This window comes from Streptomyces sp. CA-288835 (genome assembly GCF_050936385.1).
Taxonomy (GTDB): domain Bacteria; phylum Actinomycetota; class Actinomycetes; order Streptomycetales; family Streptomycetaceae; genus Streptomyces.
In genome coordinates this window covers 3,805,583-3,826,311 of record NZ_JBNJMW010000001.1, presented here as the reverse complement: position 1 = coordinate 3,826,311, position 20,729 = coordinate 3,805,583, and the positions used below count along the sequence as shown (strand labels likewise).

The following is a 20,729-nucleotide window of genomic DNA, read 5'->3' as shown; positions in this document are numbered from 1 at the left end:
TAGCCCAGGAGTATGGTCCATTTCCATGGAGGAAACCTGGGCCACTTTGGGTGTCGATCTGCATCTCGAAGTGGGCGGCTCCCGGCTGCGCCGAGGGCTCACCGACGCCTTGCGTGAGGCGGTGCGGAGCGGGCGGCTCGCGCCTGGGACGCGGCTGCCGTCATCGCGGTCGCTTGCCGCCGACCTTGGCATCGCGCGCAACACGGTCGCCGAGGCGTACGCCGATCTCGTCGCCGAGGGCTGGCTCACCGCGCGCCAGGGTTCGGGCACGCGGGTCGCGGAACGGGCCGCGGTGGCGCCGGACTCGGCAACGGCGCCCCGGCCTCGTTCGCCCCGCGGACCGACGCACAACCTCGAACCCGGCAACCCCGACCTCGCCTCCTTTCCCCGCGCCGAGTGGCTCAAGTCGGCCCGCCGCGCACTGTCCGCGGCACCTCACGACGCCCTCGGCTACGGCGACCCACGGGGCCGCATCGAACTCCGCACCGCCCTCGCCGACTACCTCGCCCGCGCCCGCGGTGTACGGACCGACCCCGACCGCATCGTCATCTGCTCCGGCTTCGTACACGGCCTGCGGCTGCTCACCGCTGTCCTGCGGCAACGAGGGCTGAGCTCGCTCGCCGTGGAGTCGTACGGGCTCGACGTGCACTGGGGAGTGGCGGAGGCGGCGGGGTTGCGGACGGTGCCGCTGCGGTTCGACGAACTGGGGACGTGCACCGGCGACCTGGCGGGGGCGGCAGCCGTGGCGGGTACGCGCTCCGACGCCCTGGCCGACGTACGGGCGGTCCTGCTCACCCCCTCGCACCAGTTCCCGATGGGCGTGGCGCTGCGGCCCGAGCGGCGGGCCGCCGTCGTGGACTGGGCGCGGCGGACCGGCGGGCTGATCCTGGAGGACGACTACGACGGGGAGTTCCGTTACGACCGTCAGCCGGTGGGCGCCCTCCAGGGCCTCGACCCGGACCGCGTCGTGTATGTGGGCACCGCGAGCAAGTCCCTGGCACCGGGGCTGCGGCTCGGCTGGCTGGTCCTGCCGCCGTCGCTGGCGTCGGAGGTCGTGTCGGCGAAGGGCGGGACGGACTGGTCGTGTGGGGTTCTGGACCAGCTGGCCCTGGCGGAGTTCATCACCTCGGGCGCGTACGACCGTCACGTCCGCGCGTCCCGGCTGCGCTATCGCCGCCGCCGCGACCAGCTCGTCGCGGCGCTCGCGTCCCGCGCCCCGTCGGTGCGGGCCACCGGTATCGCGGCCGGCCTCCACGCCGTCCTCCAACTTCCGCCCGGCACTGAGCAGTCGGTGGTCCGGGCGGCGGCATGGCAGGGCCTGCTGCTGCATGGCTTGACCCGCTACCGCCACGCGGACGCTGCGGCTGAACCGTACGACGCCGTTGTCGTGGGCTACGGCACACCTCCGGACCACGCGTGGACGGGTGCCCTGGACGCATTGTGCAGGGTTCTCCCTTAGCGCCCAATTGCGGCCAGGGCCCGATCACGGCTGCCGGGATCGGATCGATAAGCTGACGGTGGATTACTTGACAGCGAACGGTCACGACCGGTTACAGAACGAACGGTCACGGGGGAGCGGACATGGCGGACTCACGACAGCAACTGCGTTCGGGCACGGTCGTGCTCGGCGGCATGGGACTTCTGGCGGTGGCACTCACCTCCTGCTCCTCGGACCCCGACAAGCGCTGCGTCGACCGCGACAGTTACAACGCGGCCAAGGGCTACAAGGTCGTCTCCGACAAGAACTGCAAGTCGACCGGCTCCGGGAGCAGCAAGAGCCGCAAGAGCCGGAAGGGCTCCGCCGACGACGCCTGGTACTACGGCGGCGAGGAGAGCAACGGCTGGGTCGACGGCGGCTCCTTCAGTGTGGACCGCGGCGGCTTCGGCGACGGCGACAGCAGCTCGGGCGGCTGAGCGACCGAGCCCGATGACAACCGCCATGGAACGCCGTACCCTCATCCCGCGCCCCGGCTGGCAGCAGACCGTCGAGGAGCAGGGCCTCATCTATCCGCTCACCCGCTACCCGGACGACTCCCTGCGCCCGTACTGGGACGAGTCCGCCCACTACGTCTTCTCCCTCCCCGAGGTCGAGGCCCTGGAGGAGGTCGTCGAAGAGCTCCACCGCATGTGCCTGGTCGCCGCCGCGCACATCGTCGAGCAGGACCGCTTCGCCGACCTCGGCATCACCGACCCCCGGGTGGCCGAAGCGGTCGCCGAGGCCTGGCACCGGCGGTCCGAACTCCCTTCTCTCTACGGCCGGTTCGACCTCCGGTACGACGGCATCGGCCCCGCGAAACTCCTGGAGTACAACGCCGATACGCCGACCTCGCTGGTCGAGGCCGCCAGCCCTCAGTGGTTCTGGATGGAAGAACGCTTCCCCGGCGCCGACCAGTGGAACTCCCTCCACGAACGCCTCGTCGACGCCTGGAAGAAACAGTCCGCCCTCCTCCCACCGGGCAGCCCTCTCTACTTCGCGCACTCCGCCGCCGACGAACTCGGCGAGGACCTGATGACCGTCGCGTATCTGAAGGAGACCGCGGAACAGGCCAGCCTGGACACCGACTGGATCTCCATGGAGGAGATCGGCTGGGACCGCCTCTCCAACCGCTTCGTCGACAAGCAACTCCGCTTCATCCGCAGCTGCTTCAAGCTCTACCCGTGGGAATGGCTGACCACCGACCGCTTCGGCGGGCACGTCCTGGACAGCCTCGACAACGGCGGCGGCACAGGCTCCACGCTGTGGATCGAACCCGCCTGGAAGATGCTCCTGTCCAACAAGGCCCTCCTCGCCATCCTCTGGGAGCTGTACCCCGACCACCCGAACCTCCTCCCGGCCTACCTCGATGGCCCACGGGAACTGGCGACCACGACGGGTTACGTCGCCAAGCCCCTCCTCGGCCGCGAGGGCGCCGGCGTCACGGTCCACGACCCCGGAAACGCCCCCGTGATCCGTGAAGAGCCCTGCTGCTACCAGAAGTTGGCCCCCCTTCCCTCCTTCGACGGCAACCGTGTCGTCCTCGGCGCCTGGGTCGTCGAGGACGAGTCGGCGGGCCTCGGCATCCGCGAGTCCACCGGCCTGATCACGGACGAGTACGCCCGCTTCCTGCCACATGTGATCCTCTGAGCCTGGCCCGCCTCTCCGAGCCCGGGTCCCTAGACGCCTAGTACGGCCCGGAGTTGGGCGAGTCCCCAGTCCAGGTCCTCCTTGCTGATCACCAGTGGCGGCGCTATCCGGATGGTGGCGCCGTGGGTGTCCTTGACCAGGACGCCCCGGTCCATGAGCTTCTCGGAGACCTCCCGGCCGGTGCCGTAGGCCGGGGCTATGTCGATCCCCGCCCACAGCCCGCGCCCCCGGACCTGCGTCACCCTGCCCGTATCGCGCAACACCGCCAGCTCACGATGCAGATGCTCACCCAACTCCGCGGACCGCGCCTGGAACTCCCCGGACCGCAGCATGGCGATGACCTCGATCGCCACCGCACAGGCCAGCGGATTGCCGCCGAACGTCGAACCGTGTTCCCCGGGCCGGAACACCCCCAGCACCTCGGCGCTCGACACCACCGCCGACACCGGCACGACCCCGCCCCCAAGCGCCTTGCCCAGCACATACATGTCCGGCACCACCCCCTCGTGCTCACATGCGAAGGTCCTGCCCGTCCGCCCCAGTCCCGACTGGATCTCATCCGCTATGAACAAGACATTCCGCTCCCGCGTCAACTCCCGTACGCCCGCGAGATAACCGGCCGGCGGCACCAGCACCCCCGCCTCGCCCTGGATCGGCTCCAGCAGCACGGCGACCGTGTTCTCCGTGACGGCCTCGCGCATCGCGGTCAGATCGCCGTACGGCACGATCTCGAAGCCCGGTGTGTACGGCCCGAAGTCCGCCCGTGCCTCCGGGTCCGTGGAGAAGCTGATGATCGTCGTCGTACGCCCGTGGAAGTTGTCGCTCGCCACGACGATCTTTGCCATCCCGTCGAGCACGCCTTTGACCTTGTAGCCCCACTTCCGCGCGGTCTTCACGGCTGACTCCACCGCCTCCGCGCCCGTGTTCATCGGCAGCACCATCTCCATGCCGCACAGCTCCGCCAGCTGCGCGCAGAACTCGGCGAAGCGGTCGTGATGAAACGCCCGCGATGTCAGCGTCACCCGCTCCAGTTGCGCTCTGGCCGCATCGATCAGCCGTCTGTTGCGGTGCCCGAAATTGAGCGCTGAGTATCCGGCCAGCAGGTCGAGAAAACGGCGCCCCTCGACATCCGTCATCCACGCCCCGTCCGCCGTGGCCACGACGACCGGCAGCGGGTGGTAGTTGTGCGCGCTGTTCGCTTCGGCCGAGGCGATCAACACCTCCGTACGCGTCACGGGAACTCCCGCCTCCTCTCGGCACGCTTGCTCTGGGATCCAGGGGGTCCGGGGTTATCCGGTGACCCGGGGTATCCGGGGTGTCTGGGCGGGTTTGCGGCCCCTTCCCATCGTCGCTCGCGTCCGCCTCGCATCATCGCTCGCATGGTGGACTCGGGGGTATGGCGATGGGCGGGCCCGGTAGGCTGATCGGCGGGCCGTGACTGGCGCGCTGGGATGGGACCGACCATCGGGGAGCGGCCCGTGACGAACAAGTGCCGTGCGCCTGGGCCGAACCGTGAACGCCACGTCCGGAGGTCCCTCATGTCCGACAAGTCTGCGCCCCTCTCCACCGAATCCACCGCCTTCCGCAGCGCCCTCGAAGTGATCCGCGCCGTCGAGCCCCGGATCGCCGACGCCATCGGCCAGGAGGTCGCCGACCAGCGCGAGATGCTCAAGCTGATCGCCTCCGAGAACTACGCCTCTCCGGCCACCCTGCTGGCCATGGGCAACTGGTTCAGCGACAAGTACGCCGAGGGCACGATCGGCCGCCGCTTCTACGCCGGCTGCCGCAACGTCGACACCGTCGAAGCCCTCGCCGCCGAGCACGCCCGCGAACTCTTCGGCGCCCAGCACGCCTACGCCCAGCCGCACTCCGGCATCGACGCCAACCTCGTCGCCTTCTGGGCGGTCCTCGCCGACCGCGTGGAGGCCCCGGCGCTCGTGAAGGCCGGTGTCCGCAACGTCAACGACCTCTCCGAGGCCGACTGGGCCGAGCTCCGTCAGGCCTTCGGCAACCAGCGCATGCTCGGCATGTCCCTGGACGCCGGCGGCCACCTCACCCACGGCTTCCGCCCGAACATCTCCGGCAAGATGTTCGACCAGCGCTCCTATGGCACCGACCCCGCCACCGGCCTCATCGACTACGAGGCCCTGCGCACCTCCGCTCGTGAGTTCAAGCCCCTGATCATCGTGGCCGGCTATTCCGCCTACCCCCGTCTCGTGAACTTCCGCATCATGCGTGAGATCGCCGACGAGGTCGGGGCGACGCTGATGGTCGACATGGCGCACTTCGCGGGCCTCGTCGCCGGCAAGGTCCTCACCGGCGACTTCGATCCCGTCCCGCACGCCCAGATCGTCACGACCACCACCCATAAGTCGCTGCGCGGCCCGCGCGGCGGCATGGTCCTGTGCGACGACTCCCTCAAGGACCAGGTCGACCGCGGCTGCCCCATGGTGCTCGGCGGCCCCCTTCCTCATGTCATGGCCGCCAAGGCCGTCGCGCTCGCCGAGGCCCGCCGCCCCGAGTTCCGTGACTACGCCCAGGCCGTCGTCGACAACTCCCGCGCCCTCGCCGAAGGCCTGATGCGGCGGGGAGCCACCCTCGTCACCGGCGGCACCGACAACCACCTCAACCTGATCGACGTCGCCACCTCCTACGGCCTCACCGGCCGCCAGGCCGAGACCGCACTGCTCGACTCGGGCATCGTCACCAACCGCAACGCCATCCCCGCCGACCCCAACGGCGCTTGGTACACCTCCGGTATCCGCATCGGCACCCCCGCCCTCACCACGCGTGGCCTGGGCACCGCCGAGATGGACGAGGTCGCCGGCCTGATCGACCGGGTCCTCACGACCGCGGAGCCCGGCACCACCGCCAAGGGCACTCCCTCCAAGGCCCAGCACGTGCTCGACCCGAAGATCGCGGACGAGATCTCCCGCCGTGCCACGGACCTGGTGGCCGGCTTCCCGCTGTACCCGGAGATCGACCTGGGCTGACGCCAAGGGAGGCGACTGCTCGTCTCACAAATCGATCAGTTCCTGTCGTGGTTCCCGCGGCGGCCCGGAGTCGTGCTGTGCACGGCGTATCAGGAGGCCGCCGCCGGAGCCCAGGGCCAGGCCCGCTGCCAGACCCGGTATCGCCCACCACCAGTCGGTTCCGTCGTCTGCCCCTGCGGCGGCCGTAGTCACCGGGGTCTTCCTGGCGGCGTCGGGCGGCATCGCGGCCGATGCGTCGTCCGACTCTTCCTGCGGCCCTGAATCCGGGTTTGACCCCTCCGGGTGTTTGCTCATGACGCCGAGGTCGGTGAGCAGGGACCGGAGCTCGTCGGGCCTCTCCGACTTGTGCCAGATCTCCTTCGGTGGCTGCGCCGCTTCAGGCCCCGCTGTGATCTGCGTGGAGATCCAGACGTTCCGGGAGCCCGTCACGTCAGGGTGCACCATGTCCACCCGCCAGGGACTGACGTCATGGATCATCCACGTGATGTTGATCCGGCCGCCTATGGAGTTGGGGTCCGGCGGCTTCTCCTGCAACTTCTCGAGGTCGCCGCCCTCCTGGGGGAGCAGGTCCCTGAGGCGCATGTATTCCTCGTCGTTGTTGTACAGCGACGCCGTCTCCCCGCTGTTGGGTGATACGAGCAGCACACTCGTCGGCCCGCCCGCCACCGCGGTTGACGCCCCTGTCAGTACCAGAGCGACCCCCACCGTCAACGCCCCGGCTGCCGCCGTCAGTTCACGAACCCTGCGCATCGGACCCCCAGTCGATCCCGGATGCGGCCCGTCCGCACCCCGTCACTTCTGGTACACCGCTCGACCCGCCGAGGTTCCCACTCGGCCCGCACGACTTCCGACCACTTCACGACGCCTGCTCCATGGGCTCGCACCACACGGCCCCCTGCTCCACGGCCTCGACTCACTGCCCTTACTCCACGGACTCCGCAACAGCCACCGCCCGCTCCCGCGACTCCACACCCTCGAGCCGCAGGGTCCGCTGCTCCGCCCGCTGCGCCCCGTGGTGCTGCCACAGCAGCGTCGGCCCAGCCGTGCGGACCGTCCTGGCGTACTCGTGGCCGCCGGCGTCGACCAAGGCGAGCTCGAGGCGGTGCGGCTCGGCGAACCACAGGCCCGAGTCGCCGTTCACAGCGACCGGCTCGTACGGCACCGTCGTCGACTTCCAGAACAGCGGAGAGAGCGTCGCCCGGAACTGGTCGAGCCGTATCACCTCACCGTCCCCGGTGTCCCAGCACAGCGACAGGACCCGGCGGTCGGCCGACACCTGTGCCGCCGACGGGTGCCCCAACTCCCTTGGCAGCAGCGGCTCGAACCCCGCTCGCCGGGCAGCTCCGGCCACGCTCAGGCCCTGCTCGCAGCCCGGCACGGGAGACGGAGAGGCGTGCGGCCCCGACGGCTCGTACCGCACCCCGACGCCGCCGAAGCCGAACCAGTCGACGACCGCCGCCCGCACCGGAGGCGTGAGCACCAGCACCGTCAGCAGTCCACACAGCGCGGCGGTCAGCGAACGCCAGCGCTGTCGCGCCCACCGCCGAGCCGACCGGATTCGCGTAGCCGATCTCGATGGCTCGTCCACCGGGACCGGCACCTGCTCGGCCAGTATCTGCCCCAGCACCCGCTCGACCATCGACTCGGTCCCGCTCGCACCCGGCGGATCCAGCGACCGCCCGAGCGCACGCAACTCCTCGGGCAGCCGGTCCGCGTTCCGGCGCGCACGCCCCGGCTCGTCGGGGGCACGACCACCCGGGGACTCCGCGCCCCCGTGCTCGTACGACTCACTCATGCTCATCACCTCCTTCCCGGGGCTGGAAATCCGGCAGCAGTCGCTGCAGCTTGCGCAAGGCGCGATTGAGCCGGGACTTGACCGTCCCGCGTGGCCAGCCCAGGGCTTGGGCCGTCTCCGGCTCGTCCATCTCCAGCAGATAGCGGTACGTGACGACCAGCCGATGCTCCTCGCTCAGCCGGTCCAGGGCGGCCAGCAGCGCCGCCCGGCGCTCGACCTCCAGTGCCGCGACCGCCGGGTCCGCCGACTCCGGTATCACCGGCTCAGCCTCCGCCAGCGCGGCCTCACGCCCCACGACCGTGCGCTGGCGCACCGCCGTCCGCACTGTGTTCCTCGTCTCATTGGCGACGATCGAGAGGAGCCACGGTCTGAATGCCGCGCCGTCCCGAAAGCGCCCCAAGGTGCAGTACGCCTTGAAGAAGGCCTGCTGCACCACGTCCTCCGCGTCCGCACCCGCGCCCAGTGCCGCGGCCGCTCTGAGTGCGATGCCCGTATGGGCACGCACCAGCTCCGCATACGCCTCCGGCTCTCCGTCGCGTACACGTGCGATCACCGCGGCCTCATCGACGATGCGGCCCCCCTCCCGCGTCCTCACACTCTTGTTACACCGCCGGAGACGGATCGGTTCCCATCTGTTTCGGACCAGTTCCGGAGCGACTCCCGACACCTGAGAGAATGAGCCCATGGCCTCTGACCGCCCGCCCGTCTCCCACCACCACCCTCAGGGGAATGGCTCCGCCATGCAGCGTCCTCTTCGCGTGCTTTCCGGAATCCAGCCCACAGCAGGCTCGTTCCACCTCGGCAATTACCTCGGCGCCGTCCGTCAGTGGGTGGCCCTGCAGGAGACCCACGACGCGTTCTACACGGTCGTCGACCTGCATGCGATCACCCTTCCGCAGGACCCCGCCGAGCTGCGCTCCAACACCCGGCTCGCCGCCGCCCAGCTGCTGGCCGCCGGGCTCGACCCGGAGCGGTGCACGCTCTTCGTTCAGAGCCATGTCCCCGAGCACGCCCAGCTCGCCTGGATCATGAACTGCCTCACCGGTTTCGGCGAGGCATCCCGTATGACCCAGTTCAAGGACAAGTCCTCCAGGCAGGGCGCGGACCGGGCCTCCGTGGGTTTGTTCACGTACCCGATCCTCCAGGTCGCGGACATCCTGCTGTACCAGGCCAACGAGGTGCCGGTCGGCGAGGACCAGAGGCAGCACATCGAGCTCACACGCGACCTCGCCGAGCGCTTCAACGGCCGCTTCGGGCAGACGTTCACGGTCCCGGCGCCGCACATCCTCAAGGAGACGGCGAAGATCTACGACCTTCAGGACCCGTCGATCAAGATGAGCAAGTCGGCGTCGACCCCGAAGGGCCTCATCAACCTCCTCGACGAGCCCAGGGCGACCGCCAAGAAGGTCAAGAGTGCGGTCACCGACACCGGCACGGAGATCCGCTACGACGCCGCGAACAAACCCGGCATCAGCAACCTGCTGAGCATCTACTCCACCCTCACCGGAGCCGGTATCGCGGAACTGGAGCAGAAGTACGCAGGCAAGGGCTACGGTGCGCTCAAGACGGACCTGGCCGAGGTCATGGTCGACTTCGTGACGCCGTTCCGGGAGCGTACGCAGCAGTATCTGGACGACCCGGAGACACTCGACTCGATCCTGGCCAAGGGTGCGGAGAAGGCGCGTGCCGTCGCCGCGGAGACGCTCTCCCAGGCGTACGAGAAGGTGGGCTTCCTGCCCGCCAAGCACTGACCGAGGCACTGACACCCGGGATCGGGCCCGACGGCCGTACAGTCGTAAGCCGTACGGAAACAGGGAACACACAGGACCGGTGGCCATCCGTGCCCGCCAGAAGCATCCTGAAGACCCGGAAGTCCAGGGCAAGCACCACCACAACGGCAAGCACAACAGCAAGCACAACGACAGGAGACGACGTGGGGACCGTAACGATCGGTGTGTCGATCGCGGTCCCGGAGCCACACGGCAGCCTGCTCCAGGAGCGGCGCGCGGGCTTCGGCGACGCCGCCGCTACCGGCATCCCCACCCATGTCACGCTGCTGCCGCCGACGGAGGTCGACGACTCGGCGCTGCCCGCGATCGAGGCGCATCTCGTCGAGGTCGCGGCCGCCGGGCGCCCCTTCCCGATGCGACTGAGCGGCACAGGAACCTTCCGCCCGCTGTCGCCCGTTGTATACGTCCAGGTCGTCGAGGGGGCCGAGGCCTGTACGTGGCTGCAGAAGCAGGTCCGGGACGCTTCCGGCCCCGTGGCACGCGAACTGCAGTTCCCGTACCACCCGCATGTGACGGTCGCGCACGGCATCGACGACGAGGCGATGGACCGGGCGTACGAGGAGTTGTCCGAGTACGAGGCCCAGTGGCCGTGCACCGGCTTCTCGCTCTACGAGCAGGGCGCCGACGGGGTGTGGCGCAGGCTCCGTGACTTCGTGTTCGGGGGAGCGGTCGTACCTCCGCAGGCGAGCGCGCCCACGCAGAACGACACCACGTTGCCCACACGCTGAGGCCGACCGCACGCGGCGACTACACCGGCAGCCGCCTGGCCACCGCCCTCGGCGCATGCCGCAGCGCCGACATCACCAGGCGCAGCGACCCCGGCACCCATACCGTCTCGGAGCGTCGACGCAGGCCCACCTCGATCGCCGTCGCCACCGCCTCCGGAGTCGTCGCGAGAGGGGCCTCCGGGAGGCCGGCCGTCATGCGGGAGCGCACGAATCCGGGGCGTACGACCATGACGTGGACGCCCGTGCCGTACAGCGCGTCGCCCAGGCCCTGGGCGAAGGCGTCGAGGCCCGCCTTGCTGGAGCCGTAGATGAAGTTGGCGCGGCGGGCGCGTTCTCCGGCGACCGAGGAGAGCACCACCAAGGAGCCGTGCCCCTGGGCCTGGAGGGCTTTGGCGCAGATGAGGCCGGACGAGACCGCGCCGGTGTAGTTGGTCTGGGCGACGCGTACGGCCGCACCGGGCTCGTTCTCGTCGCGTGCCTGGTCGCCCAGGACGCCGAACGCGAGCAGCACCAGGTCGATGTCGCCCTCGCTGAAGACCGGGCCGAGCGCGGACTCGTGGGAGGCGGAGTCGAGCGCGTCAAAGGCGACGGTACGTACGTCGGCGCCGAGCTGGCGCAGCCCGGACGCGGCCGACTCCAGGGCGGGCGAGGGGCGGCCCGCGAGCCAGACCGTGCGGGTGCGGCGGGCGATCAGACGGCGCGCGGTGGCGAGCGCGATCTCGGATGTGCCACCGAGGACGAGCAGGGACTGGGGGGCTCCGAAGGCGTCCTTCATGAAAATCGAGCTCCTGTAGAAGTGGGTTGGAAAACCGGACTCCGTGTACGGCTCACAGTCCGAGGCGCCGCGACAGATCCGACGTGAACACTCCGGCCGGGTCCAACTCCGCGCGCAGCTCCCGGAATTCATCGAGCCGTGGATACATCGCGGCGAGCAGCTCGGGCCGCAGCCGTGCGTCCTTCGCGAGGTAGACGCGTCCGCCGGCCGCCGCGACCTCCTCGTCCAGCTCGTCCAGGAAGGCGCCGAGTCCCGGCAGACTCGCGGGGAGGTCCAAGGCGAGCGTCCAGCCGGGCACCGGGAAGGACAGCCAGCCCGGATCGCCCTCCCCGAAGCGCTTCAGCACGGCGAGGAACGACGGGCAGCGGCGCCGCGAGATCCGGCTCACGATCCGCCGCAGGGCGCCCTCCTGGCCGTATCCGACGACGAACTGGTACTGCACGAAACCGCCCCTCCCGTAGAGGCGATTCCAGTGCGGCACACCGTCCAGGGGGTGGAAGAAGGCGGAGATCCTCTGCAGTTCACCGGCACGCGCGCGTGGCGCCTTTCGGTACCAGAGCTCGTTGAAGAGGCCGACCGTCGTGCGGCCGAGCAAGCCCTCGGGGACGAGCGACGGGGCGGCAGGGAAGCGAGCAGGGCGGAACGCGAGTGGGTCTCTACGCGCGCGTGCGGGCAGTGCCTCGACAGGAGCGTGGTCCCCTCGTGTCAGTACCGAGCGACCCAGCGACGTACCGCGGGCTAGCAGGTCGATCCAGGCGACCGAGTAGCGGTAGCGGTGGTCGGTGGCCGTGATGCGGGCCATCAAGTCGTCCAGGTCCTTGGCGCGTTCAGTGTCGACCGACATGAGCGAGGTCTCCACGGGCTGGAGTCGCACGGTCGCCGCGAGGACGATGCCCGTCAGGCCCATGCCGCCCGCGGTGGCGTCGAAGAGAGGCGTGCCACGGGCCACCGTACGGATCTCGCCGTCGGCGGTGAGCAGTTCCAGGGCGCGCACATGGCGGGTGAACGACCCGGACACATGGTGGTTCTTGCCGTGGATGTCGGCGCCGATTGCCCCGCCGACCGTCACATAGCGGGTCCCGGGCGTCACCGGCACGAACCAGCCCAGCGGCAGCAGGACCTGCATGAGCCGGTGCAGACTGACCCCGGCGTCGCACAGGACCGTCCCGCCGTCCGCGTCGATCGCGTGGATCCGGTCAAGGCCCGTCATGTCGAACGCGGCCCCGCCCGCGTTCTGCGCCGCGTCCCCGTACGCCCGTCCCAGCCCCCGTGCGATGCCCCCACGGGCCCCGCATGCCCGGACGGCCGCCGCGGCCTCCTCGTACGTACGAGGGCGGACCAGGCGGGTGGCCGTGGCGGCGGTGCGGCCCCACCCTGTGACGGGCACGGGGGCGACATCGGAGACGGAGGCGTATGCAGATCGGACGGCGGACGAGGCAGAGGCGACAGTGGACGTGGAATCGGCGGGCATACCGGCGACCGTATCGCCCATATATGGGCCTTTGATCAGGAGACATCCGAAGGGTCAATACTCTCGCCGAAACGGGTGATTAATGGGATGTCGTCAAATATCGCCGGAGTTCTGGGATGGTCGCCGTGAACAGTGGATCGGCATGGACGACCTTGACCGACGGCTTCTCTCCGCCCTCCACGGCTGGGGTACGGACCCGCGCGTCGCGGCCGCTGCCCGCGCCCTGTCCCGGGCGGGAGAGCATGGCGCGCTATGGCTCGCGGCCGGGCTCCTGGGCGCCGCCGTGGACCGTGAGCGGCGTGGTGCCTGGCTGCGCGGCACGGCCCTGACCGCCGGTGCGCACCTGGTCGGCATGTGCGCGAAACGCCTTGTGCGCCGACCGCGCCCCGGGCATGTCGAGCCCCTGGTCCGTACCGTCGGCCGGCACTCCTTCCCCAGCGTGCACGCCACCTCGGCAGCGGCGGCGGCCGTCGCCTATGGAGCACTGGGCGCGCGTCCGGTGCTGCCGCTGGCCGCCGCGATGTGCGTCTCGCGACTGGTCGCCGGCGTCCACTACCCCTCGGATGTGGCGGCGGGCGCGGCCCTCGGCGCACTCACCGCCCGGCTCGGCTCCGGCTGGATGCTGGCGCCCCGCCTCGCGTACAACAGGAGGCCGCGACCATGACGGAAACGGCTCTCCTGGAGGGCGTGTCTCAGCCGCAGCCGGGCCCGCAGAAAATCGGCCTCCTAAGAGGCCTATTTTGGGCAGCCCGTCCCAGACAGTGGGTCAAAAACGTCCTTGTGGTCGCCGCTCCGGCCGCCGCCGGCGAACTCTTCTCGCGTCACGCGCTCACGCAAGTCGCGCTCTGCTTCGTGCTGTTCACCGCCTGCGCCGCCGCCGTGTACCTGATCAACGACGCAGAGGACGTCGACGCCGATCGCGCCCATCCGGTCAAGCGCCATCGTCCGGTCGCCGCCGGGCACGTGCCCGTACCGGTCGCGTACGCCGTCGGGGCCGCCCTCGCCGTCGTCGCCCCGGCCGCCGCCGCGTTCCTGTGCTCGCCGGTCATCTCGGCGCTGCTGATCGCGTACCTGGGCATGCAACTGGCGTACTGCGTCAGCCTCAAGCACGTCCTCGTCGTCGATCTTGTCGTGGTGGCCACCGGGTTCCTGATGCGCGCGATGATCGGCGGGGTCGCGCTCGGCATCCCGCTGTCGCGCTGGTTCCTGATCACCACGGGCTTCGGCGCGCTGTTCGTGGTCGCCGCCAAGCGGTACTCCGAAGCCGTGCAGATGGCCGGAAAAGCGGGCGCCACGCGCGCGTTGCTCACCGAGTACACCACCGGCTACCTCCGGTTCGTCTGGCAGCTCGCGGCCGGCGTCGCCGTTCTCGGCTATTGCCTTTGGGCCCTGGAGGAGGGTGGCCTGCCGCACACCGGTGTGCTGCCCTGGAGACAGCTCTCGGTGGTCGCCTTCGTTCTCGCCGTCCTCCGGTACGCCGTCTTCGCCGACCGCGGCACCGCGGGCGAGCCCGAGGAGGTCGTACTGCGCGACAGCCCGCTCGCCCTGATCGGCGGGGCGTGGCTCGGGATGTACGCCCTGGAGGTGGCCGACTGGTGAGCGCAATTGGGGTACCCGGACATTGGGCATCGGCATAGGGGGCAGGTTCGGATCATGGACTGGCTGAAAAGGCTCCCCGGCGTCGGGCCGATCGTCACGCGACTGATGGCCACGCACGCGTGGCTCTCGTACGAACGCCTGGACCGCGTGAAGTGGACACGGCTCGCCGCCGCGATGACGTTCATCAGCTTCGTCTCGCTCTTCCCGCTGATCACCGTCGCCGCCGCGGTGGCCGCCGCGACTCTGGACGAGAAGGGGCAGCGGGAGCTCGAGGACAAGATCGCCGAGCAGATCCCGGGTATCTCCGACCAGTTGGACATCGGCGGCCTGGTGAACAACGCCGGCACCGTCGGCGTCATCGCGGGCGCCCTGCTGCTGTTCACCGGCATCGGCTGGGTCGGCTCCATGCGCGAGTGCCTGCGGGCCGTGTGGGAGCTCCCTGAGCCCGATGAGAACCCCGTACTGCGCAAGGCCAAGGACGCCGGGGTCCTCGTCGGTCTCGGCGGCGCCGTGCTCGTCACGATCGCCACGTCCGCTGTAGCGGCGACGATGGTCGGCTGGACCGCCCGGCAGCTCGGCATCGATGAGGCCGGCTGGGGCAGCGCGCTGCTGCAGGTCGCCGCGTTCGCCATCGCCGTCCTCGCCGACTTCCTGCTCCTGCTGTACGTCCTGACGCTGCTGCCCGGCGTCGAGCCGACCCGCCGCCGGCTGTTCACCGCGGCGTTGATCGGCGCCGTCGGGTTCGAGCTGCTGAAGCTGCTGCTCAGCGGCTATATCAGCGGTGTCGCCTCGAAGAGCATGTACGGCGCCTTCGGGGTGCCCGTCGCGTTGCTGCTGTGGATCAACTTCACCGCGAAACTGGTGCTCTTCTGCGCCGCCTGGACGGCGACGCAGAAGAACGACTCCCCGGACGCCCCCGCAGAAGGCTCCTCCGACGACGCCTCGGGCGACTCCTCCGAGGGCACCGAAGGGGCGAACGTCAGGGGCGTGGTCGGCGGCGCACCAGGTCGGGCAGCGGCCAGCGGCGGTTGACGAGGAACGCCCCGCCCGCGAGGAGTACGAGCACGCCCCCGGTGATCCCCAGCGCGACACCGATGCCGCCCGACCCCGCCTCCTGAGCCGAGGCGGCGACGGGGCTGCCGTCACCGGAGCCGCCCGCCTCCCCGGAAGCCTCCGCGTCCGGCTGCGCTCCCGTACCCGTGTCCGCGCTCCTCGGCGGCACCAGCTCACCCACCGGCTGCACCTTGTCGGCCGCCTGGAAACCCCAGTCCAGAAGGCGAGCGGTCTCCTTGTAGACCTCGTTGTTCTCCTCCTTCTGGGGGTTCATGACCGTGACGAGCAGCACCTTGCCGTCACGTTCGGCGACACCGGTGAACGTGGAGCCCGCGTTCGAGGTGTTGCCGTTCTTCACGCCCGCGATGCCCTTGTAGACGCCGAGGCCGCCCGCGCCCGTCAGCAGCCGGTTGGTGTTCTGGATCTCGAAGGACGTGCGGGTCTTCTTGCCCTTCTTGTTCTTCTTCGTCTCGCCGGGGAACTTGGCGCGCACAGTAGAGGCGTAGTCCCGGAAGTCCTTCTTCTGCAGGCCGGAGCGCGCGATCAGGGTCAGGTCGTACGCCGATGACACCTGCCCCACCTCGTCGTAGCCGTCCGGGCTGACCACGTGCGTGTCGCGGGCCTGGAGCTCCTCGGCGTGCGCGTTCATCTCCTGGACCGTCTTGTCGAGGCCCCCGTTCATCGCGGAGAGGACGCGTACCGCGTCGTTGCCGGAGGAGAGGAAGACGCCGCGCCAGAGGTCCTGGACCGTGTACGTCTCGTCCTCCTTGATGCCGACCACGCTGGAGCCCGGACCGATGCCCGCCAGATCGGAGGGCACCACCTTGTGCTTCTCGTCACGCTGGCTGAACTTCGGCAGCAGCGTGTCCGCGAACAGCATCTTCAGGGTGCTTGCCGGGGCCAGCCGCCAGTGCGCGTTGTGCGCGGCCAGCACATCGCCGGACTCGGCGTCCGCGACGACCCAGGAGCGTGCGCTCAGGTCCTTCGGCAGCACTGGGGCGCCGGTGCCGAGGTTCACCTGGGTGCCCGCCTTGCCGAGTTGGGCGCCGCCCACGGTCGACATGTCCGCCGGGGGTGTGGCGCTCGGCGAGGCGCTGGCCTTCGGAGTCCCCTTCTGACTCGGTGTCGGCGTTCCGTCCGCGACAGCGGGCCCGGTGGCGATCGCGGTCGCGGTGAGCGACAAGGTCAACAAGGTGGCGGAAGTGACCAGCAAGGAGGACTTGGCGGTCTTTTTCATGGCGGACACGGACGAGAACGTACCTGGCCCCGGACGGGAAGTCGCACCGCCCTCTCGACTGCCGCCCTCACCACGGCGGTCCTCTCCACTACGGCCCACTCCGCTGTGGGTCTCCTCACCCCGGACGCGGTCACCGCTCGACGGCAGCGATACTGAACGTATGAAGCTCAGCCGTCCCGTCTCCTGGTTCCTGCTCGCCTTCGGGGTGTGGAGCTGGGTCATCTGGATCACTTTCGTCAAGAACCTGGTGGCGGACGGGAGTGGGCTCGCCTTCGAAGACGGCGAGCCGACCGGGTACTTCTGGGTGCATCTGACGCTCGCCGTTATCTCCTTTGTCCTTGGGACGGTCGTCGGGTTCATCGGGTTGCGCGGAGTTCGCGCCATTCACCGCACGTCATAACGGGAGCTCCGCGTGGTCATCGTCTTTGTGCTCATCATTCTGATGGTGCTGGCACTCTTCGGCGTCGTGCACTGGTACATGTGGCGCCGTCTGGTGCGCGACACGACTGCCGGGCCGGGGCTCGCCCGGCGCGCGGGCGCGGCCGTGTTCATCTCGGGTCCGCTGCTCTTCGTCGTGGCGATGACCGCCGAGCGGGGCGGGGCTCCGTTCTGGCTCCAACAGGTGCTGGGCTGGCCGGGGTTCCTGTGGCTGGCGATCGTGCTCTATCTCCTGATCGCGTTGCTCGTGGGCGAATTCGTACGGCCCCTCGTACGGCGGCTCGTCGAGCGGCGTTCAGCACCCGAGACACCTGAGGCAACGGACGTGGCGGGCGAGCGAGTGCCGGTGGCGGTCGCCGGGCCCGACGCCGTCGTGGGAGCGGGGACGGGGCCGCCCGGCTCCGGCGCGACGGCGCCCGTTTCCGAAGGACAGGGTGACGGCGAGGCTGAGGGCGCTTCTGACGGCGGTTCGGGGGCCGCGGGCACACCCGATGCCGCCACGTCCGGAGCGGCGGCCAGCGGGCCCTCCCGGCGTCTCTTCGTCTCCCGTGTGGTCGGTGGCGCCGCTGCCGCCGCCGCGTTGGGGACGGTCGGGTACGGGACGTACGGCGTGCTGCGCGGGCCGAAGGTGAAGCGGGTGACCGTGCCGCTGGCCAAACTGCCGCGCAGCGCGCACGGGTTCCGGATCGCCGTGGTCAGCGACGTGCACCTGGGGCCGGTGCTCGGGCCAGGGTTCTGCCAGAGGGTCGTCGACACCGTCAACTCCACTCAGCCCGACCTCATCGCGGTCGTGGGCGACCTCGTCGACGGCTCCGTGAAGGACCTCGGGCCCGCCGCCGCGCCGCTGGCTCAGCTGAAGGCGCGGCACGGCTCGTACTTCGTCACCGGCAATCACGAGTACTTCTCCGGTGTCGAGCAGTGGGTCGAGCATGTACGCGAACTGGGCATGACGCCGATGCAGAACGTGCGCACGGAGCTGCCCGGCTTCGATCTCGCCGGTGTCAACGACGTGACGGGCGAGGACGAGGGGCAGGGGCCCGACTACGAGAAGGCGCTCGGCGACCGCGACCGGGCACGCGCATGCGTGCTGCTCGCCCATCAGCCGGTGCAGATCCACGACGCCGTGGACCACGGCGTGGACCTCCAGCTCTCCGGCCACTCGCACGGCGGCCAGCTCTGGCCCGGCAACTTCGTCGCGGCCCTCGCCAACCCGACCGTCGCGGGCCTGGAGCGGTACGGCGACACGCAGTTGTACGTCTCCAGGGGCGCCGGCGCATGGGGGCCGCCGACGCGGGTGGGCGCGCCGTCGGACATCACGGTCGTGGAACTGGCGTCCAGGCAGGCGTAAGCGCTCCGCTGGAAGCACGGTGGTGAACCTGCGGGCCCGGTGGGGGCTGGTCGCTCCCCCACTCTCGACTCCGCTCGAGCGGGGGGGGGACCCCCATCGCGGCGGAGCCGCATATCGACACGGCCCCGCGCCCCTTACGGGGCGCGGTACTGCAGCGCATTTCCCCGAAACCCGTCAGCCACCCAATGAGCCATCGCCGCGTGTCCGGCCCGGCAATGTCACCGTCACGGCCAGCCCCTTGCCCGGAGCCGTCCGGACCGCGACCTCGCCCCCGTGTGCGGTCACCACGCCCTGCACGATCGCCATGCCCAGGCCGCTGCCCGCGCCGCCGCCCGCCCGGAAGAACCGGTCGAAGATCCGCGCCGCGTCCTCCTCCGCCAGCCCCGGCCCCTCGTCCGCGACACACAGTCGTACGGTCCCGTCCTGGCGTTCCAGAGCGAGGGTGGCCGGTACATCGGCGGGCGTGTGTGTGCGTATGTTGCCGACGAGGTTGCCGAGGACCTGCCGCAACCCCGACTCGTCGGCCTGGACGAGCAGGGCGCCGTCGGCGTCCACCGTCACCGGCCGGTCGGGCTGCTGGGCCCGCAGGTCCTCGGCGGCGTCGCGCACGAGACGGCTCAAGTCGACGTTCTTGAAGCGCAGTTCGGGCTGCTGGTCCAGGCGCGCCAGGGTGAGCAGCTCGTCGACGAGGCGGCCCATGCGGTCGGCCTCGCCGTTCATCCGGTCCCAGGCCCGCTTGCGCTGGTCCGGTTCGCGCAGCATCCCCTTGTCGTACAGCTGGAGATAGCCGCGGATCGCCGACAGCGGCGTACGCAGCTCGTGCGAGGCGTCCGCGACGAAACGGCGCAGCTGGGCCGCACTGCGCTCGCGCGTGCGGTACGCGGACTCGACCTGGTGCAGCATCGAGTTGAGGGCGAGCCGCAACTGCTCGACCTCCTCGGTGGGATGCCGGCTGGAGGGCACCCGGCGGGTCAGATCCCCCTCGGCTATCGCCGACGAGGTCTCCACCATGTCCTCCAGGGGTCGCATCCGGCGCCGCACGCTGAGCATCGTCAGTACGCAGAGCAGCGCGAGCAGCAGAGCGCCCACGAAGAAGTCGAGTGCGACCGCCTTGCGGATCACCTCGTGCACGGAGCCGGTCGACCTGGCCATCAGCACCGTGGTGCCGTCGGCGAGGGGCGCGGCGGTGACCCGGTAGGGGGTGTCGTCGAGTTTTAGGTCGTGCGCTTCCTCGTCGCCGACGAGGACGGCCGGATCGTCCACCGCTGCGGCGAGCGCGCGCTGGATCTCGGTGGGCTGGAAGGGGCCGATGGGCGTGGGACGCCCTTGATCGTCCACCGCTACGAAGATGCCGTCCTGCACCCACGAGTCGGCGTCCGCCTCCTTGTCGGAGGGTGTGGGCGAGACCCGGGCGCGTACGGCGGCAAGGGCGCTCAGCGAGTCGACCTGTTTGAGGGTGAGTTTGGATTCACCGATCGATTCGCGGGTCGCCATCAGCTGCGTATCGACGCTGTCCAGCAGGTAGGTCCGCATGGCCATCAGGCTCACCACGGTCGCCACGACCATGCCCAGTGCCAGCAACGCCACGTTCGCCAGCGTCAGCTGGCCGCGCAGCGAGTGGATGCCTCGGCCACAACGGCGCCGGATCGTCATGCGAGCCCGTATCCCACGCCCCGGCGGGTCGTGATCACGGGAGCGCCGAGGACGTCGAGCTTGCGCCGCAGATAGCTGATGTACGTCTCCACGACGGTCGACTCGGCCGAGTGCTCGTACTGCCAGACATGGCGCAGGAGTTGGTCCTTGGGCACGATCCGCCCCTCGTTGCGCACCAGGAAGCGCAGCAGTGCGTACTCGGTCGGGGTGAGCTCCACCGAGCGGCCCGCGCGGTGCACGGAGTACGTCGTCTCGTCCAGCTCCAGGTCGCCGTAGCACAGCGGCGGGCGCTGGGGGAGGACGTCGGCGGGACGGGTGCGGCGCAGGACCGCGGTGATCCGGGCGACGACCTCGTCGATGTTGAACGGCTTGGTGATGTAGTCGTCGCCGAAGCCGAGCGCGCCGACGATCTCCGCGGGCGCGTCGCGTGCCGTCAGGAACACCAGCGCCAGGTCGGGCTGGCGCTCGCGCAGTTCGCGGCCCAGCGCCCGGCCGTCGCCGTCCGGCAGCATCACGTCCAGGAGCGCGGCATCGGGACGTGTGCGCTCCGCGAGGCTGAGGGCCTGGCGGACGGTGCCCGCCGTCATCACCTCGAAGCGGTGGTAGCGCAGGGCGATGGCCAGGACGTCGGCGATGCTGGGCTCGTCCTCGACGACCAGGACGGTGGCCCCGTCGTACGCGCTCATGTCCCCGGTCTCCCCCTCGTGCCCCATGTGAGCGGTCAT

General features: G+C 70.1%; 20 protein-coding genes and 1 riboswitch. Of the genes, 11 read left to right on the top strand and 9 right to left on the bottom strand.

What is annotated here, in order from left to right:
- Positions 1-25: 25 nt before the first annotated feature.
- From ACQEVY_RS17165 to ACQEVY_RS17155, 3 genes are all read left to right on the top strand, one after another.
- A complete protein-coding gene (locus tag ACQEVY_RS17165; RefSeq protein WP_432949356.1) occupies positions 26-1,459 on the top strand; it encodes a PLP-dependent aminotransferase family protein in 1,434 nt (477 codons plus the stop codon).
- 122 nt (positions 1,460-1,581) lie between these two features.
- Complete coding sequence (locus tag ACQEVY_RS17160) at positions 1,582-1,914, top strand: hypothetical protein (protein WP_432949354.1); 333 nt, start codon at positions 1,582-1,584, stop codon at positions 1,912-1,914.
- Positions 1,915-1,939: 25 nt separating this feature from the next.
- A complete protein-coding gene (locus ACQEVY_RS17155) occupies positions 1,940-3,124 on the top strand; it encodes a glutathionylspermidine synthase family protein (RefSeq protein WP_432949352.1) in 1,185 nt (394 codons plus the stop codon).
- Between the two features lie 29 nt (positions 3,125-3,153).
- Here ACQEVY_RS17155 and rocD read toward each other — a convergent pair whose 3' ends face one another.
- The gene (gene rocD, locus ACQEVY_RS17150; RefSeq protein ID WP_432949350.1) at positions 3,154-4,359 is read right to left on the bottom strand and encodes an ornithine--oxo-acid transaminase; all 1,206 of its coding nucleotides are present in this window, start codon (positions 4,357-4,359) and stop codon (positions 3,154-3,156) included.
- Positions 4,360-4,548: 189 nt separating this feature from the next.
- Positions 4,549-4,637: riboswitch (ZMP/ZTP riboswitch) on the top strand.
- A 25-nt stretch (positions 4,638-4,662) separates the two neighbouring features.
- Between rocD and ACQEVY_RS17145 the strand changes: the two genes are divergently transcribed.
- Positions 4,663-6,117, top strand: a complete 1,455-nt coding sequence (locus ACQEVY_RS17145) for a glycine hydroxymethyltransferase (protein ID WP_432949348.1) — start codon at positions 4,663-4,665, stop codon at positions 6,115-6,117.
- A gap of 24 nt (positions 6,118-6,141) precedes the next feature.
- On the opposite strand, the gene ACQEVY_RS17140 is transcribed toward ACQEVY_RS17145, so the two are convergent.
- The 3 genes from ACQEVY_RS17140 to ACQEVY_RS17130 form a co-directional block, all read right to left on the bottom strand.
- Positions 6,142-6,867, bottom strand: a complete 726-nt coding sequence (locus ACQEVY_RS17140) for a hypothetical protein (RefSeq protein ID WP_432949346.1) — start codon at positions 6,865-6,867, stop codon at positions 6,142-6,144.
- A 172-nt stretch (positions 6,868-7,039) separates the two neighbouring features.
- Positions 7,040-7,912, bottom strand: coding sequence for a hypothetical protein (locus ACQEVY_RS17135; RefSeq protein ID WP_432949344.1), 873 nt, complete (start codon positions 7,910-7,912; stop codon positions 7,040-7,042).
- The gene (locus ACQEVY_RS17130) at positions 7,905-8,465 is read right to left on the bottom strand and encodes an RNA polymerase sigma factor (protein ID WP_328769130.1); all 561 of its coding nucleotides are present in this window, start codon (positions 8,463-8,465) and stop codon (positions 7,905-7,907) included. The genes ACQEVY_RS17135 and ACQEVY_RS17130 overlap by 8 nt, the downstream gene beginning before the upstream one ends.
- Before the next feature lie 187 nt (positions 8,466-8,652).
- Between ACQEVY_RS17130 and trpS the strand changes: the two genes are divergently transcribed.
- Positions 8,653-9,663 carry a tryptophan--tRNA ligase gene (gene trpS, locus ACQEVY_RS17125; RefSeq protein WP_432949341.1) on the top strand — a complete coding sequence of 337 codons (1,011 nt, stop codon included), beginning with the start codon at positions 8,653-8,655 and terminating at the stop codon, positions 9,661-9,663.
- A 182-nt stretch (positions 9,664-9,845) separates the two neighbouring features.
- Positions 9,846-10,430, top strand: a complete 585-nt coding sequence (locus ACQEVY_RS17120) for a 2'-5' RNA ligase family protein (protein WP_432949339.1) — start codon at positions 9,846-9,848, stop codon at positions 10,428-10,430.
- Between the two features lie 19 nt (positions 10,431-10,449).
- Here ACQEVY_RS17120 and ACQEVY_RS17115 read toward each other — a convergent pair whose 3' ends face one another.
- Positions 10,450-11,205, bottom strand: coding sequence for a decaprenylphospho-beta-D-erythro-pentofuranosid-2-ulose 2-reductase (locus ACQEVY_RS17115; RefSeq protein ID WP_432949337.1), 756 nt, complete (start codon positions 11,203-11,205; stop codon positions 10,450-10,452).
- A 52-nt stretch (positions 11,206-11,257) separates the two neighbouring features.
- Positions 11,258-12,676 carry an FAD-binding protein gene (locus tag ACQEVY_RS17110; protein WP_432949336.1) on the bottom strand — a complete coding sequence of 473 codons (1,419 nt, stop codon included), beginning with the start codon at positions 12,674-12,676 and terminating at the stop codon, positions 11,258-11,260.
- Between the two features lie 142 nt (positions 12,677-12,818).
- On the opposite strand from ACQEVY_RS17110, the gene ACQEVY_RS17105 reads away from it, so the two are divergent.
- The 3 genes from ACQEVY_RS17105 to ACQEVY_RS17095 are packed head-to-tail and all read left to right on the top strand — an operon-like array spanning position 12,819 to position 15,307.
- Positions 12,819-13,340 carry a phosphatase PAP2 family protein gene (locus ACQEVY_RS17105; protein ID WP_432949334.1) on the top strand — a complete coding sequence of 174 codons (522 nt, stop codon included), beginning with the start codon at positions 12,819-12,821 and terminating at the stop codon, positions 13,338-13,340.
- Positions 13,337-14,275, top strand: coding sequence for a decaprenyl-phosphate phosphoribosyltransferase (locus ACQEVY_RS17100; RefSeq protein WP_432949332.1), 939 nt, complete (start codon positions 13,337-13,339; stop codon positions 14,273-14,275). Before ACQEVY_RS17105 ends, ACQEVY_RS17100 begins: the two co-directional genes overlap by 4 nt.
- Positions 14,276-14,329: 54 nt before the next feature.
- Positions 14,330-15,307, top strand: coding sequence for a YihY/virulence factor BrkB family protein (locus tag ACQEVY_RS17095; RefSeq protein WP_432949330.1), 978 nt, complete (start codon positions 14,330-14,332; stop codon positions 15,305-15,307).
- Here ACQEVY_RS17095 and ACQEVY_RS17090 read toward each other — a convergent pair.
- Positions 15,255-16,574, bottom strand: coding sequence for a D-alanyl-D-alanine carboxypeptidase family protein (locus ACQEVY_RS17090; protein ID WP_432949328.1), 1,320 nt, complete (start codon positions 16,572-16,574; stop codon positions 15,255-15,257). The genes ACQEVY_RS17095 and ACQEVY_RS17090 overlap by 53 nt on opposite strands.
- 151 nt (positions 16,575-16,725) lie before the next feature.
- On the opposite strand from ACQEVY_RS17090, the gene ACQEVY_RS17085 reads away from it, so the two are divergent.
- On the top strand, positions 16,726-16,965 hold the full coding sequence (locus tag ACQEVY_RS17085) for an SCO4848 family membrane protein (protein WP_235990082.1): 240 nt from the start codon (positions 16,726-16,728) through the stop codon (positions 16,963-16,965).
- 12 nt (positions 16,966-16,977) lie between these two features.
- Positions 16,978-18,351: a metallophosphoesterase gene (locus tag ACQEVY_RS17080; protein ID WP_432949325.1), complete on the top strand. Its 1,374-nt coding sequence runs from the start codon at positions 16,978-16,980 to the stop codon at positions 18,349-18,351.
- A 174-nt stretch (positions 18,352-18,525) separates the two neighbouring features.
- On the opposite strand, the gene ACQEVY_RS17075 is transcribed toward ACQEVY_RS17080, so the two are convergent.
- Positions 18,526-20,004, bottom strand: a complete 1,479-nt coding sequence (locus ACQEVY_RS17075; protein ID WP_432949323.1) for an ATP-binding protein — start codon at positions 20,002-20,004, stop codon at positions 18,526-18,528.
- Positions 20,001-20,690 carry a response regulator transcription factor gene (locus tag ACQEVY_RS17070; protein ID WP_432955264.1) on the bottom strand — a complete coding sequence of 230 codons (690 nt, stop codon included), beginning with the start codon at positions 20,688-20,690 and terminating at the stop codon, positions 20,001-20,003. The genes ACQEVY_RS17075 and ACQEVY_RS17070 overlap by 4 nt, the downstream gene beginning before the upstream one ends.
- Positions 20,691-20,729: the final 39 nt, after the last annotated feature.